The 14509-nt window shown below is 73.2% G+C and carries 14 protein-coding genes and 3 pseudogenes; 5 read left to right on the forward strand and 12 right to left on the reverse strand.

The window, feature by feature from the left end; genetic code table 11:
• Positions 1–30 precede the first annotated feature (30 nt).
• The 6 genes from ACZ5CW_RS07620 to ACZ5CW_RS07645 all read right to left on the reverse strand — a co-directional run bounded on the left by ACZ5CW_RS07620 (position 31) and on the right by ACZ5CW_RS07645 (position 3628).
• Positions 31–486 carry a hypothetical protein gene (locus tag ACZ5CW_RS07620; RefSeq protein WP_468599276.1) on the reverse strand — a complete coding sequence of 152 codons (456 nt, stop codon included), beginning with the start codon at positions 484–486 and terminating at the stop codon, positions 31–33.
• A gap of 159 nt (positions 487–645) precedes the next feature.
• A complete protein-coding gene (locus tag ACZ5CW_RS07625; protein ID WP_468599278.1) occupies positions 646–1230 on the reverse strand; it encodes a vitamin K epoxide reductase family protein in 585 nt (194 codons plus the stop codon).
• Positions 1230–1733 carry a DUF5949 family protein gene (locus ACZ5CW_RS07630; protein WP_468599280.1) on the reverse strand — a complete coding sequence of 168 codons (504 nt, stop codon included), beginning with the start codon at positions 1731–1733 and terminating at the stop codon, positions 1230–1232. The genes ACZ5CW_RS07625 and ACZ5CW_RS07630 overlap by 1 nt, the downstream gene beginning before the upstream one ends.
• Positions 1734–1887: 154 nt before the next feature.
• Positions 1888–2175 carry a hypothetical protein gene (locus ACZ5CW_RS07635; protein WP_468599282.1) on the reverse strand — a complete coding sequence of 96 codons (288 nt, stop codon included), beginning with the start codon at positions 2173–2175 and terminating at the stop codon, positions 1888–1890.
• A 189-nt stretch (positions 2176–2364) separates the two neighbouring features.
• Positions 2365–3216, reverse strand: coding sequence for a hypothetical protein (locus ACZ5CW_RS07640; RefSeq protein ID WP_468599284.1), 852 nt, complete (start codon positions 3214–3216; stop codon positions 2365–2367).
• 172 nt (positions 3217–3388) lie between these two features.
• Positions 3389–3628, reverse strand: a complete 240-nt coding sequence (locus tag ACZ5CW_RS07645) for a chaplin (RefSeq protein WP_468599285.1) — start codon at positions 3626–3628, stop codon at positions 3389–3391.
• A gap of 295 nt (positions 3629–3923) precedes the next feature.
• Here ACZ5CW_RS07645 and ACZ5CW_RS07650 point away from each other — a divergent pair.
• The 4 genes and pseudogenes from ACZ5CW_RS07650 to ACZ5CW_RS07665 all read left to right on the forward strand — a co-directional run.
• Positions 3924–4715, forward strand: a pseudogene (locus ACZ5CW_RS07650) (glycosyltransferase family 4 protein); the annotation flags it as partial.
• A gap of 77 nt (positions 4716–4792) precedes the next feature.
• A pseudogene (locus tag ACZ5CW_RS07655) lies at positions 4793–5037 on the forward strand (glycosyltransferase); the annotation flags it as partial.
• A 12-nt stretch (positions 5038–5049) separates the two neighbouring features.
• The gene (locus ACZ5CW_RS07660; protein WP_468599524.1) at positions 5050–5706 is read left to right on the forward strand and encodes a YveK family protein; all 657 of its coding nucleotides are present in this window, start codon (positions 5050–5052) and stop codon (positions 5704–5706) included.
• A gap of 71 nt (positions 5707–5777) precedes the next feature.
• Positions 5778–5963, forward strand: a pseudogene (locus tag ACZ5CW_RS07665) (dimethylaniline monooxygenase); the annotation flags it as partial.
• 78 nt (positions 5964–6041) lie between these two features.
• Here ACZ5CW_RS07665 and ACZ5CW_RS07670 read toward each other — a convergent pair.
• The 3 genes from ACZ5CW_RS07670 to ACZ5CW_RS07680 form a co-directional block, all read right to left on the reverse strand.
• Positions 6042–7244, reverse strand: coding sequence for a chaplin family protein (locus tag ACZ5CW_RS07670; protein WP_468599525.1), 1203 nt, complete (start codon positions 7242–7244; stop codon positions 6042–6044).
• A gap of 141 nt (positions 7245–7385) precedes the next feature.
• Positions 7386–7616, reverse strand: a complete 231-nt coding sequence (locus tag ACZ5CW_RS07675; RefSeq protein ID WP_468599287.1) for a chaplin — start codon at positions 7614–7616, stop codon at positions 7386–7388.
• Between the two features lie 238 nt (positions 7617–7854).
• On the reverse strand, positions 7855–8253 hold the full coding sequence (locus ACZ5CW_RS07680; protein WP_468599288.1) for a rodlin: 399 nt from the start codon (positions 8251–8253) through the stop codon (positions 7855–7857).
• A gap of 248 nt (positions 8254–8501) precedes the next feature.
• Here ACZ5CW_RS07680 and ACZ5CW_RS07685 point away from each other — a divergent pair, with 248 nt between their 5' ends.
• The gene (locus ACZ5CW_RS07685; protein ID WP_468599290.1) at positions 8502–8903 is read left to right on the forward strand and encodes a rodlin; all 402 of its coding nucleotides are present in this window, start codon (positions 8502–8504) and stop codon (positions 8901–8903) included.
• Between the two features lie 51 nt (positions 8904–8954).
• Here the strand turns inward: ACZ5CW_RS07685 and ACZ5CW_RS07690 are convergent, their stop codons facing one another.
• The 3 genes from ACZ5CW_RS07690 to ACZ5CW_RS07700 form a co-directional block, all read right to left on the reverse strand.
• Complete coding sequence (locus ACZ5CW_RS07690; RefSeq protein WP_468599292.1) at positions 8955–10874, reverse strand: AMP-dependent synthetase/ligase; 1920 nt, start codon at positions 10872–10874, stop codon at positions 8955–8957.
• 111 nt (positions 10875–10985) lie between these two features.
• Entirely contained in the window at positions 10986–11849 is an 864-nt protein-coding gene (locus tag ACZ5CW_RS07695) for an ABC transporter permease (protein WP_468599294.1), read from the reverse strand.
• Positions 11846–14509 carry a CocE/NonD family hydrolase gene (locus tag ACZ5CW_RS07700; RefSeq protein ID WP_468599295.1) on the reverse strand — a complete coding sequence of 888 codons (2664 nt, stop codon included), beginning with the start codon at positions 14507–14509 and terminating at the stop codon, positions 11846–11848. Before ACZ5CW_RS07700 ends, ACZ5CW_RS07695 begins: the two co-directional genes overlap by 4 nt.

The following is a 14509-nucleotide window of genomic DNA, read 5'->3' on the forward strand; positions in this document are numbered from 1 at the left end:
AGCCGGCGGCCCGTGCCGGGGCCCGGGGGCCTACAGGCCGGGGCCCGTTCCCGTGTTCGCGTCGGCGACGGTCTGGAGGGCCGGGGCGAGGACACCGGCCTCGGGGAGCCTGGTGCCCGGGAGGCCGAAGCGGTCCGCCTCCGGCGCGGTCAGGGGGGCGTCCACGGACAGGCCGGGGGTGAGGGCGCGCAGGTCGGAGGCGGGCGTGTCGACGCCGACGTGGTCGAAGCCGTCGTCCAGGCCGTGAGGCAGCGGGGACCTGGCGTCCACGCCGGGCAGGCCGCCGGCCACCGGCAGTCGGGGCACGGTCCGCTCCGGGAGCAGCCGGCCCGCGACGTACCGCGGCCCCTCCGGGACGCCGGGCCTCAGCAGCGGCAGCTGCGCACCGAGGTGGGGCGCTTCCATGTCGAGGGCCTCGGAGACGCCGCCCAGGGGCACGGGGACGGGGACCGAGCCGACCGCCTCGGCGGTGCCGGCGGTCCCCACGGTGGCCGCGATGCCCGTGGCGACGGCGACGAGGGTCCCTCGGGTGGTCGACTTCCTGTCAGGTACGGTCCCTTTCAGGCTGCGGGAGGTGCGGCGTCCGTACCGCGTAACGAGCCGGAGAACCGCATCCGTGCACCATTCCCCCGGGTGCCGTAATGGTCAGCTCGTCCAGAAGTCCCACCAGCGGGTCAGCACGAGCATGCCGACCACCCCGATGTGCAGGACCGGAAGCACCCAGGTGAATTCGGCGAAGAACGACTTCAGCCACCCGGGGGCGGGCAGGAATCCCTCGCGCACGCAGAGGGAGGTCACGTACCAGAACAGCACGATCGTCGCGAGCCAGGCCAGGCAGCACCACAGGCACAGCGCGTTGATCCGGTAAAGCGACTCGAACTGCAGCCAGGAGACGAACCCGATCCCGAACAGGCAGCCTGCCTCGAACAGCAGCCAGTACCAGCCGGGGAAGCGGGCACCGGCGAGCAGGCTCACGCCCACGCAGACGACGATGCCGTAGGCCACCAGGCCCAGCATCGGGTTGGGGAACCCGAAGACCGCGGCCTGGTCGCTCTTCATCACGCTGCCGCAGGACACCACCGGGTTCAGGCTGCACCCGGGCACGAAGGCGGGGTCCTCCAGCAGCTTGAACTTGTCGAGGGTGATGACCCAGGAGGCGAGCAGCCCGGCCGCCCCCGTGAGCACGAGCAGCAGGGCGAAGGTACGGCCGGCGCCCGCGTACCGGCGCATCAGACGCGCAGGCTGCGGGCGGGCAGGAAGACGTGTGCGGCGGCGTTCGTGGTCTCCGGGGAGCCCGCGAACGCGGCCAGGGCCTCACCCTCGACCGGCCGGCGGGGACCGGTGGAGGGGCAGATGCGCGTGGTGAACATGAAGTAGGTGTAGCCGAGCTTCTCGACCGCGCGCAGCCAGTCCGCAGGCGGCGTGACCTGGCTGGTGACCTGCGGCATCTGCAGGACGATCTGTCCGGCCACCACGAGCATGCCGACCTTCAGACCCGGCCGGGTGGTGCCGTCGACGGGCTCGCCGCCGATGGGCAGGGCGACGTCGCCGAGGAGCCGCTCGACGGCGGCGGACGCACCCTCCGGGCCGGCCGGGCCGTCGCCCAGGGAGCAGGCGAGCAGGCAGGGCGTCCGGCCGTCGCCCACCTCGTTCCGGGCCATCCAGGCGAGCAGGACGAGGGTGCCGAGGTCGGTGGCACGGAAGGGACGGAGTTCGCTGGGTGCTGAGGTCACCGCGCGACCCTATCGACGGGCCGCGGCGCCCCCCGGCGGCTTCTCACCCGTCCGGAGCAGCGCCCCCGGACGCTCCACACGATCGAGGGATGCCGTCCGGACACGACGCGGGCCGGTTCCGCGGGTGCGGTACCGGCCCGTGCGGGGAGGGACGTCAGCGGTGCAGGGGCATGCCGCCGAGCAGGTCCCGCCGGTTGAGGGAATCCGTGGCGCCCTTGACGGTGCTCAGCACGGAGCCCTTGTTCTCGGTGTCGAGCGCGTTCGACTGATGCTGCAGCGGCATCAGGTCCTTCGCGGTGGGAGGGTTCTTGGCGAGAGTGTCGAGCGCGCCGTTGAGGCTCATGGGCGGCAGGTTGTCGGGGCCGTAGGCGAACGCGGGCGCGGCCGCGCCGACCAGGGCCACGGAACCGGCGACGACGACGGCGGCCTTCAGGGACTTCATCGTGTTCCTCTCTTCGGCGACTCACGTCACCCCAGGGTTGTGCGGCGCCGTGCCTAACGAGTCCCCGGCGGGGCGGAAACCCCGCGCCCACAAGACATATGAGATCCCGTACCGACCGTACGGGATCTCATATGTCCTGGGTCAGGAAGGTCCTGGGTCAGGAGGGTCCTGGATCAGGAGGGTCCTGGGTCAGGAAGCCGACAGCGACGGCTCCGGGGGCAGGCTCAGCAAGGGCAGGGTGGCCGGAGAGGGGGCGGTGGACGTGACGCTCAGGTCGAGGACGTCGTCCAGCACTCCGTCGGCCGAGCCCAGCACCTGGTCGATGTCGGCCGTGAGAGCGTCGATCAGCTTGTCGATCGCTTCGTCCAGCGCGGAGAGCAGGTCGTCGACGGCGTCGCGGGCCACGGGCTGCTCGGCGACGTCGACGACCTCCGGCGCGACGGGGAGGGCCGCGGCCGCGGACTGCGACGCACTGGCCGCCACGTCCGGCGTCCCGACCAGGTTCGGGGCGGTGGGTGTCGCCGATGCCGTGGGGGTGGCGGAGGCCGTGGGCGTGGCGGAGGCCGTGGGACTGGCGGGTGTCGCCGATGCCGTGGACGTCGTGGGGGCGGCCGGGACGGTGGGTGCCGTGGGGCTGGCGGGCGCCGTGGGTGCCGTGGGACTCGCAGGATCCGTCGGTGCCGTCAGAGCGGCGGGCGCGTTCGGCTCCGTGCGTGCCGCCAGGGACGACGGGTCCGCCGCCGCCCTGGCGAGGGCCTGCTTCGCCGCGTCGCCGAGCTTCCTGGCCTCGTCGGCGGGGAGCTTGCCCTTCGTCAGGGACTGCTCGAGCAGGTCGATGACCTCATGGGGGACGGATCCGGTGTGGCCCAGGGCCTTGACCTGGGCCAGCAGCTTCCCTGCGCCGGGGACGGCACCCTGGGAGGCGGCCTCGGCGCCTTCCCGCGCCGAGTCGGCGGCGACGACGGCGGGGCCGGTGACGCCGACTATGACGGCGGCGCAGAGGGCGGTGGACGCGAGACGCCGCGGCGGCAGACCACGCATGGTGTTCCTTTCGGTGGACATCGGGACCTGAGCCCACCGTCGGTTCACCGGTCACCCGCCGCAACCGCTCGGATGCCGTAAGTGACCCATCCGAGGGAGGAACGAAAGCCGGCCGCCCACCCCACGAAATCGCGTGGGGCCGACGGCCGGTCCGAGGGGGTGCGGCCCTACGTCAGTCGCTGGCGCAGACGTTGCCGAACGCCGGGTTCAGCAGGGCGACGACGTCGATGGTGTTGCCGCAGACGGTGACCGGCACGTGCAGGGGGACCTGGACGGAGTTGCCCGACACCACGCCCGGCGAGTTGGCGGCGACGTCGTCTGCGGCGGAGTCGGCGGAAGCCACGCCGGCACCGCCGGCGACGGCCGCGACGGCGGCGGAGGTCAGGACCAGGCCCTTCGCGATACGCGACATGGAGAGGTGCTCCTTGGGATCGACACAACACCGGGGCGGATGCCCGGCGCTGTGTCAACGCGTGGCGCCCTCCGGGGTTGTGCCGCCAATGGGGTGATGTGCCCCCGGGCCGCGACTTCGACGTGTTCGATCCCGGCACTGCTCCGCTGCGCGGTGGTGACCAGCCGGACGTCCGGCTCGTTTCCCATCGGACGGGGCATGTGCCGGGGCGCACTTCGTCGCCGTGGACGTCCGGCAGTGAGGCGCGTTCCCGATCGCAGTCCCGAGCGCCCCCGTGAGCGAGGAAAACCCGCGAATGCACCAGTCGGCACCCGACCCCCGGCCACGGGTCCTGCACCTCGCGCAACCCGTCGACGGCGGTGTCGCCCGGGTCGTTCTCGGTCTGGCACGAGCCCAGCTCGCGGCGGGTCTGCACGTCACGGTGGCCTGTCCCGGCGGTGAACTGGCGGCGGGTCCGCGGGACCTGGGCGCCAAGGTACGGCACTGGCGGGCCGGCCGGTCCCCGGGGCCGGGGCTGCCGGGCGAGTTACGGCGACTCGTACGCCTGATCGACGAGGTGCGGCCCGAACCGGTGCACGCTCACAGCGCCATGGCGGGCCTGGCCGGGCGGCTCGCCGTACGCGGGCGCGTGCCGACCGTGTTCCAGCCGCACGCCTGGTCGTTCGAGGCGGTCGGCGGGCTCACCGCGGCGCTCGCGCTGCGCCGGGAGCGCTGGGGAGCGCGCTGGGCCGACCGCGTGGTGTGCGTCAGCGAGGCGGAGCGCGCGACGGGAACGCGCGCCGGAGTACGCGCCCCCTACACCGTCATCCCGAACGGCATCGATCTCGACCGCTTCCGCCCGGCGCCGGCGGCCACCACCGCGGCGTCCGACACGGTGCGCACCTCGCCCTCCGGCACGGTGCACATCCCGCCCCCGCGTGTGTCGCCCGCCCCGCCCTCCGACGCGTCGTCCGGCCCGGCGTCCGCCCCGCCCCCCGGCGCATCGTCCGCCCTCGCCCCTGCCGCCGTCCTGCCGGACCTCGACCCCGCCGTTCCCGTCGTTCCCGTCGTGGTCTGCGTGGGACGGCTGTGCCGGCAGAAGGGGCAGGGGGGCGAGGCGGCCGATGCCGCCGATGTCCCCGAGCCGCGCATCGCGGTCGTCCTGCCGTGCCGCCCGCCGCAGGGCGATACACCTCCTGCCCAGCCCTGCAGGACCTGCCGGAGCAGGCCGCTCCGGACGCGGCGCGCGTCCCGTGCCACGCCGACGCCTTCGCCCGGGCCATCGCCGAGGTCCGGGCCGCCGGACCCGGCCCGCGCACCGCCCCCGAGGCGGCCCGCCACTACTGCGTCACCCGCAGCGCCGCCCGCCTCATGGACGCTACGCGGCGGCGCTCGTCCCCCCGTCCCCCCCGAGTCCCGACCCAGCAGGGAGCAAGACCGTCATGACCGACCACCGCATCCGGCATCCCCGCGCCTCCCGCCTCTCCCGTGTCCGCGCGCTGCCCCCCTGGTCGCTGGTGGCGGCCGGTGTCCTCGCGGGCGGGCTGTTCGGCGGCGCGTACGGTGCGCTGAGGACGCCCGAGTACACGGCGACCAGCTATGTCGTCGCCGTACCCACCGAGCGGTCCGACACCGCCTCCGCGCTGGGCTTCGCGCAGGCCTACGGGCGGGTCGCCACCCAGCTCGCGGTGCTCGGCGACGCCCAGGTGTGGGCCGGGGTGCCGGTGGCCACCCTGCGCGAGAGCGTGCGCACCGCGACCTCGCCGGACGCCCCGATGGTCGCCGTCTCCGCCACCTCGTCCCGGCCCGCCCGGGCCGCGGCCATGGCCGACGCGGTCGCCCGCGCGCTCACCCAGCACGCCGAGGACGCCGAGGCCGACACGCACGTCGAACTCCGGCAGTTCTCCCGGGCGGTGCGGCCGACCGAGCCGTCCTCCGCCTCCGCTGAGATGACCGGTGCGGTCGGGGCGAGCGCGGGCGGGCTGCTCGGCGGTCTCGCGCTGCTGGTGCGGCCGAGGCGCCGGCCGTGGGAGGAGACCGTGCGCCCCGCCTCGGTGCCCGGCCAGGCCGTCGCCGGCGACGCCCACGGCCGGCTGTGACGGCGACGTACCCGGCGCGCACCGCCTGGCCCGCCCTCACCGCCGAACTCGTCACCGACGAGGCCGCTGCCGGCCTGTTCCTGGCAGGTCTGATCACCGCCGCGGGCTTCGGCCCGGTGATGCGGTTGGTGCACGGCGCGACCTTCACGGCGGGCACGCTGGTGCGCGGGGTACGGCGGCGGCTGCACGAGGGTCCGGCCGGCTGGCGGATCCCGGCCGGCCGGCGCGGCGAACTGCCGGAGGCGGTACGGCGCTGAGGGCTGCCGCGATCGCGTGGGGTTGGGGTGTGCCGGGGGTCGCGGGGTGCCGGGCGCGCCGCTCCGGCACCCGGCGCCCTACCGACGGGTGGCGGCCCGGCCGCGGCGGTAGAGGATCGTTCCTGCCGCGATCAGCACGGCACTGGCAGCCGAGGTCGCGAGCATGGCCCGGGACTCACCACCGGTGTGCGGAAGGGTGGGCCGATGATGCCCCGGGTGGTGATGGCCGCCACCGTGATGCGGCGGAGTGGTGTACCCACCACCGTGAGGCCAGCTGTGACCACCGTAGGGCGGAGGGGTCGTCTCCTCCCCACCGTAGGGCGGAGGCGTCGGCTTCCCACCGTGAGGCGGATGAGTGGGCTTCCCACCGTAGGGCGGAGAAGTCGTCTCCTCCCCACCGTAGGGCGGAGGCGTCGGCTTCCCACCGTGAGGCGGAGGCGTCGGCTTCCCACCGTAGGGCGGAGAAGTCGTCTCCTCCCCACCGTAGGGCGGAGGCGTCGGCTTCCCACCGTAGGGCGGAGGCGTCGGCTTCCCACCGTAGGGCGGAGAAGTCGTCTCCTCCCCACCGTAGGGCGGAGGCGTCGGCTTCCCACCGTAGGGCGGAGAGGTCGACTCACCCCCACCGTAGGGCGGAGGAGTCGTCTCTTTCCCACCGTAAGACGGAGGCGCGGTCGTGTGATCGCCACCGTGCGTCGGCGCGGTCGTGTGATCGCCACCGTGCGTCGGCGGGGTCGTGTGATCGTCACCGTGCATGGACGGGGAGGTGGGGTCGTCACCGTGCATGGACACGGTCGCGTGATCGTCGCCGTGTGTGGGCGCGGTCGTGTGATCGTCAACCTGTACAGGCGGGGAGGTGGGGTCGCCACCGTGCGTGGGCGGGGAGGTGGGGTCGCCACCGGAGTGGGCGTCCTTGTAACCGCCGGAGTCGCCGTAGTCCGAGTCGCCGTAATCCGAATCGCCGTAATCCGAATCGCCGTAATCCGAATCGCCGTAATCCGAGTCACCGTCGGATTCGCCGGTCAGGTCACGGAGCGAGCCGATGTCTGCGTCGTCCTTCGAAGCTTGGCCATTCCCGCAGGCGTTGCGGAGCGCCGAGTTCAACGCGGCGGCCACGTCCGCGGAGTCGCCGCAGACGTTGCCCGGGACGTGCGCCGGTGCCTGGACGTTGTTGCCGGACCACACGCCGGCTGAGCGCTGGGCGGACCCGAGCGCGTCCGTGTCGGCGAGCGCGGAGCTGCCGTACAACGACAGCATGCCGGTCGCGGCGGCGGCCACGACCATGCCCTTGCTGAGGGTCTGTCGCAATCTCGTTGTCTTCCTGCTCGAAGAAATGGGAAGGCCGGCCTCGGAACGAAGAATCGGAGTTCGACGATCCGGGGCCGGCCAGAACACAGCCGGGGGCTGGTGCGTTGTGTTGCGCCCTCAGTCGGTGTTGGCGCAGCCGTTGCTGAACGGCGGGTTCAGCAGGCCGATGACGTCGACCGTGTTGCCACAGGCGTTGATCGACGCCTGGACCGGCACCTGGACGACGTTGCCGGCCGCGACGCCTGCCGAGTCGGTGGCGGCGGCCCCGGCTCCCGAGTCGGCGAAGGCGGGCCCGGCCAGGCCTAGGGCCAGAACGGCGCCCGCGACGGCAACAACGCTCCTCTTCATTGATGTTCCCTTCTCTGGGTCATGCCTCGATGACGGCCAGATCCGTGCGAGCACGACGTGGACGGTCGTGGCACGGAACGAGGGATAGACACATTCAGGGGTACGAGAACGCAATCTGAGTGATAATCACTCGATCGCATCACTCCCTCACGCTCTTCGCCCTCCGCGGAACCGGCATGGAAAAAGCCCGGGCAGTCCGCAGACAGAGCTGCGGACCGCCCGGGCCGACCCGGACGACTCAGCCTTCGCTGTTGGCCGAGAGAACCGACAGGTCCTCCAGGACGTGCGAGAGCGCGCCGTCCCGCTTGGTGTTGGTCGAGTTGTCGGCACACTGCTGCTGCACGCTGTCCGACAGGATCGGGATGTCCTGGACCGTGCCGCCGATGGCCGCGTCGACCGCGACGTCCGTGTCCTGAACGCCGAGGCACGGCTTGTTGAGCGTGCCCTGCGCCAGCGAAAACTGCGGGCTGTACTTGCCCTTCGTCGCCGAGTTGCCGAACGACGACACGGCGCCGTTGCCGTTCGCGACGGTCGGTCCGTCGTCGTTGCCGATGGCAAGCGCCTGCGGCGCGGCCGCCACCGCCATTCCCACGACAGAAGCGGCGGTCGCAGCGGCGACCATTGCCTTCTTGAGCACTTCGCGTTCCTTTCCTCGTAGCGACGCATGCCCTACGGCCTCATCAACCCGACACACCAGGAATAGTTGCGACCATTCACCCGGTTGGACCGCAGGCTTTCGACGGATGACCGGAAATCACGAAGTCGGAAAAAAGCACCACCAGTCCGCGTCATCGTCCGACGGGGTGAACGGGAGAAACCACCTGCGGCCGGCGGAGTTGTCCAGAGCGCTCCGGTGGACGGGGTTTCCTCTGAAAGGACTGGCCAGTGATCAGGAAGATTGTTGCCACTGCGGCCATCGCCGCTTCCGCCGTGGGCGCCTCCGCTGCCGCGGCGCCGCAGGCGCTGGCGATCGGCAACGACGACGGGCCGACCGTCGCGAACGGCAACGCCGCTTGGCAGAGCTACGGCAACTCGGCCACGTACGGGAAGTGGAGCCCCCAGATCGCCCTGATCCAGGGCTCGTTCAACAAGCCGTGCGTCGCGGTGAACGACCTCCCCGTCGGCGTCGGCGTCCTCGGTGGCGCGGTCCAGGACATCCCGATCCTGTCGGACCACACGCAGCAGCAGTGCGCCGAGAACTCCACCAACGCCAAGCGGGACGGTGCGCTGGCGCACCTGCTGGAGGACGTGTCGGTCCTGTCCGAGAACTCGGAGTCCGGCAGCTGATCCGGTCCATGGAGCGGGTCGCCGGGAGTCCCGGCGGCCCGCTTCGGCGTGTCAGCGGCGGTACAGGGCCTCGATCGGCTCCGCGTACGCCGCCGTCACCGCATGGCGTTTCACCTTCAGCGAGGGGGTCAGCAGGCCGTTCTCCTCGGTGAACTCGCCCTCGACGAGCGCGAAGGCCCGGATGGACTCGGCACGCGAGACGGCCTCGTTGGCGTAGTCGACCGCCTTCTGCACCTCGGTCCGCAGCCGTTCATCGCCGACCGGCTCGGCGACGGGGGTGCCCGGCGGCAGCCCGCGGACCGCCAGCCAGTGCGCGAGCGCCTCCGGGTCGAGGGTGATCAGGGCGGCGACGAAGGGCCGGTTGTCGCCGACGACCACGCACTGGCCGACGGGTGAGCGGCTGCGCAGCCGGTCCTCCAGGACGGCCGGGGAGACGTTCTTGCCGCCGGAGGTGACGAGGATGTCCTTCTTGCGGCCCGTGATGGTGAGGTAGCCGTCCTGGTCCAGGGAGCCGAGGTCGCCGGTGGCGAACCACTCGTCGGCGAGTACGGCGTCCGAGGCGGCCGGGTTGTTCCAGTACCCGCCGAAGACCACTCCGCCCTTGATCAGCACCTCGCCGTCGTCGGCGATGCGTACGGCGACCCCGGGGACGGGCAGGCCGACCGTGCCGGGGCGGGGGCCGAGCGGGGGCACGAGGGTGGCGGCGGCGGTGGTCTCGGTCAGGCCGTAGCCCTCGTAGACGACGATCCCGGCCGCATGGAAGAAGAGGCTCAGGTTGCGGTCCAGCGGGGAGCCGCCGCTGATGGCGTACCGCATGCGGCCGCCCAGCTCGCTGCGGATGCGCCGGTAGACCAGCAGGTCGTACAGGGCCCAGGCGGCGTACAGGCCGGGGCCCGGGCCCTTGCCCGTGCCGAGGAACTTGCCCAGGTACGCCTCGGCGAAGCGGACGGCGATCCGCTCGGCGCGGTCGAAGGAGGCGGCCCGGCCGATCCTCTCGGCCGTGGCGCGCCCGGTGTCGTGGATCTTCTCGAAGAGGTAGGGCACCCCGACCAGGAAGGTCGGCCGGAACTCCTTGAGCGCGGGCCGCAGTTCGTCGGGTCTGACGCTCGGGAAGTGGCCCGTCTCGATGCGGGCCAGCAGGCAGGCGAGCTGCAGGGTGCGGCCGAGGATGTGGGCGAGCGGCAGGAAGAGCAGGGTGGAGGCCTGCCGGCCGGTGACGGCCCGGAAGACCGGGTGCAGCAGCTCGACGGTGTTGGCGGCCTCGGCGTGCAGGTTGGCGTGGGTGAGGACACAGCCCTTGGGTCTGCCGGTGGCGCCGGAGGTGTAGCAGAGCGTGGCGATGGTGTCGGGGGTCGACGCCGCGCGCCGCTTGCCGAGTTCGTCGTCGGGTACGTCACGGCCGAGGGCGGTGAGGTCGGCGAGGGCGCCCGCGTCCATCTGCCACAGGCGCGGGGGGCGGGCGTGGCCGGCCGTGCCGGTGGTGACCGTGGCCGCGTTCCCGACGGTCTCGGTGACGGCGAACCGGACACCGGAGTCGCGGACGATCCACTCCACCTGCTCGGCGGAGGAGGTGGGGTAGACCGGCACGGACTGGCCGCCGGCCGCCCAGATCGCGAAGTCCAGGACCGTCCACTCGTAGCGGGTGCGGGACATCACCGCGACCCGGCCGCCCGGTTCCAGGCCGGCGGCCACCAGCCCCTTGGCGACGGCGGTGACCTCGGCGGCGAAGGCGGCCGCCGTGACCGGGCGCCAGGCGCCCTGCTCGCGGCGGCGCAGGAGCACCGCGTCCGGGGTCTCGGTCGCGAGCGAGAACGGCAGGTCGGCCAGGGAGCCGGTGGTGAGCGCCGGCGCCAGCGGAGCCGCGAGCACCTCGCGCACGGTGCCCGTCGCGTCCCTGGTCAGCTCCACCGGGGCCCGATCCGCCAGATCGGTGCGCCGCCGTGCCCGTTTCAGATCCCTGCGTACGCCCATGACGGCTCCCGGTCGCGGCTCGTGCCCTGCGGACGGTCCTTACCGGTGCGTCAACTTACTCGTAAGTAAGGAAAGGTCAATGGGGTGCGCGCCACCGGGTTCCGCCGGGCGTCAGGAGACGACGTCCTTGCGGGCGAAGCCCCGGAAGGCCAGGGCGAAGAGCACGAGGGCGTAGGTGAGGGAGATCGCCGCACCCTGGATCATCCCCGCCCACTCGGGGTGCGGCTGGACGGCGTCGGCCCAGGCGAACTGCCAGTGCGCGGGCAGGAAGTCGCGCCAGTGGCCGAGGGCGGTGACGGCGTCCAGGACATTGCCGACGATGGTCAGGCCGACCGCGCCGCCGACCGCGCCGAGCGGCGCGTCCGTCCTGGTCGACAGCCAGAACGCCAGGGCGGCGGTGACGAGCTGGGAGACGAAGACGTACGCCACGACCACCGCGAGCCGCTGCGCCGCCGTACCCGTGTCCAGCGCGCCGCCGGTGGGTATCCGCAGCGGCCCCCAGCCGTAGGCGGCCGTGCCGACGGCGAGGGCCACCACGGGCAGCAGCGCCATCGCGGCGAGGCTCATCCCGAGCGCCACGACGAGCTTGGACCACAGCAGCCGGGCGCGGGGCACGGGCGCGGCGAGCAGATAGCGCAGGGAGGACCAGCTCGCCTCGGAGGCGACGGTGTCCCCGCAGAACAGGGCGACCGGGATCACCAGCAGGAAGCCCGCCGACACGAACAGGTTCACGGCGGCGAAATTGGCGCCGGACGCGGTGGCCGTGTCCATCAGGGTGACCTGGTTGTTCCGGCCGCCCGGGTCGCCGCCGACGGCGAAGGCGATCAGCAGCACGAACGGCAGCACGGCGAGGATCGCGCCCATGACCAGGGTGCGGCGGCGCTTGAGCTGCCGGACCAGCTCCACGCGCAGGGGCAGAGTACGGCCCGCGCGGTAGCCGGACGCCGTCTCGGCGCGCTCGGCGAGCGTGCTCATGCGGAACCTCCGATCAGGGTGAGGAAGGCGTCTTCCAGGCGGCGGTGGGGGCCGACCGAGGCGACCGGCACCTCCAGGCGCACCAGCTCCACGACCAGCCGCTCGGCCGTGCCGCCGGGTTCGAGCCGGACGAGCAGCCCGTCGTCGGTGCGCACGGCGGAGTCGACACCGGGCAGCGCGGCCACCTTCTCCGCGACCGGTTCCTCCACGGGTGTGGCGGTGCCGACCAGCAGGGTGTCGCCGGAGCCGATGATCTCCCGCACCGGGCCGGCCTGGACGAGGCGGCCGCGGTCCATCACCACCAGGTGGGTGCAGGACTGCTCGACCTCGGCGAGGAGGTGGCTGGAGACGATCACCGTGCGCCCGCCGGCCGCGTAGCGGATCATCACCTCGCGCATCTCGCGGATCTGAGGCGGGTCGAGACCGTTGGTGGGCTCGTCGAGGATGAGCAGGTCGGGCAGACCGAGCATGGCCTGGGCGATGGCGAGGCGCTGGCGCATGCCCTGCGAGTAGGTGCGCACCGCGCGGGCGAGCGCGTCGCCGAGCCCGGCGATCCGCAGGGCTTCGTCCAGGTGGGCGTGCTCGGGCGGGCGGCCGGTGGCCTGCCAGTACAGCTCCAGGTTCTCCCGGCCGGACAGGTGCGGCAGGAAGCCGGCGCCCTCCACGAACGCGCCTACCCGGGACAGCACCGGCGCGCCGGGCCGGACGGCGTGGCCGAAGACGCGGATCTCGCCGTCGTCCGGCTTGATCAGGCCCATCAGCATGCGCAGGGTGGTGGTCTTGCCCGCGCCGTTGGGTCCGAGCAGGCCGAGCACCTGGCCCTTCTCCACCCGGAAGGACAGCTCGCGCACCGCGTACCGGTCGGTGGCCTTCGCGTACCGCTTGCTCAGGTCCTTGATCACGAGCGGGACGTCGGCCTGCTCCGGGTCGGGGGCGGGGGCGGCCGTGCGGCGGCGCCCGGTGAGCAGCAGGGCGAGCGCGGTGACCGCGCCGGCCGCGGGCAGCCACCAGACCCAGGCGGGCAGGGGCGCCGCGGCGGTGGTGACGGCGGGGGCCGTCGGCACGGCGAGGTCTCCCTTCAGGGAGACGGTGTAGGTCGCCGGGGCGGTGGGTGAGGCGTAGCCGAGGTCGGTGGAGGCGAGGACCAGGCGGAGACGGTGGCCTCTTTGCACCTCGTGGTCGATCGCCGGGAGGGTGAGGGTGACGTCCCTGCCCGCCCTGGCGCCGGTGACCCGGAACGGGGCGACCAGCTGGGAGGGCAGGACCTGCTGGGTGCCGTCGGGGCCGACGTCGTAGACCTTGCCGAAGAGGACGGCGTCGGCGCGGCTGGAGGTGATGTGGACGGTGGCGGTCGGTGCGCCGGTGATCCGCAGGTCGCGGCCGAGCGGTGCCGAGTCGAACTTCGCGTACTGGCCGGGGAAGTCGAGGGAGACGCCCACGCCGAGGGCGGACAGCTGGGCGAGGCCGCCGGAGCCGCCGAGGCCGGGCAGCGCGGAGACGCCGGGCGGGCTGGCGCCGGCCGGGTTGGTGACGTGCTGCTCGCCGCCGGTGAGGGCGATGGCGCGCGGGTGGTCGTGCAGGCCGGGGTAGGCGGCGGCGCTCGCGCCGCGCAGCCGGGCGGTGCCGTCGGTGGAGTCGACGCCGCCGGTGCGGGTGACGCGGAAGGCCGGGCCGGTGTCGGTGCCCTTGTCGCCCTTCAGGTACCGGTCGAACCACGCGCGCACGCGTGCCTCGACCCGGCCGGTCTCCATGTCCCCGCCGTCGTGTCCGCCGGCGATCCAGTCGACGTCCACCGGGGCGCCGCCTGCGCGGATCGCCTTCGCTGCGGCGTCGGCCTGGTCGAGGGTGAACAGGGAGTCCGTCTGGCCCTGCGTCAGCAGGGTCGGCACCTTGATGCGGTCGCCGACGGCGGACGGCGAGCGTTCCTCCAGCAGCCGCCGGGCGGCCGCGTCCGGGGTCCCGGACGCGGCGACCCGGTCGTACATCGTGCACAGCGCGGGCTCGAAGCGGGCGCAGCCGCCGCCGCTGTTGAAGAAGACGCCGGTCCACAGCTTCTTGAAGACGCCGTTCGGGAACAGGGCGTCCGCGAGGTTCCAGTACGTGATGGCCGGGGCGATGGCGTCGACACGGTCGTCGTGTCCGGCGGCGAGCAGGGAGATCGCTCCGCCGTAGGAGCCGCCGGCCACGCCCACGCGCGGATCGCCGGCCTTGTCGAGCCGGACCTGGGACTGCTTCGCCAGCCAGTCGATGAGCCGGGAGACGTCGGTGACCTCGCCCTTCGGGTCGTTGAGGCCGATCTTCCCGGTGGACCGGCCGAAGCCGCGCGCGGACCAGGTCAGGACCGCGTACCCGTCCCGGGCGAGGTCCTCGGCCTGCCGGCGCATGTCGTCCTTGCTGCCGCCGAAGCCGTGCGCCAGCAGGACGGCGGGATGACGGCCGGCGGCGGCCGGGGCGAAGAAGGAGGTGTCCAGGCGTACGCCGTCGACCGCCATGACCTGGTCGCTGCGGCGCACCGTGCGGGTGTCGTCGGAGGCGACGGCCGCCGTCCAGGTCCCGGCCCCGGCGAGCACCACGACGGCGGCCGCGGCGGCGACGAGCCGGCGCGGCCGCCGCAGCAGCCCTCGCAGGACGGGCGGGCGCTTCCCCAACCGAAGATCCAT

The organism is Streptomyces sp. NPDC031379 (genome assembly GCF_055569615.1).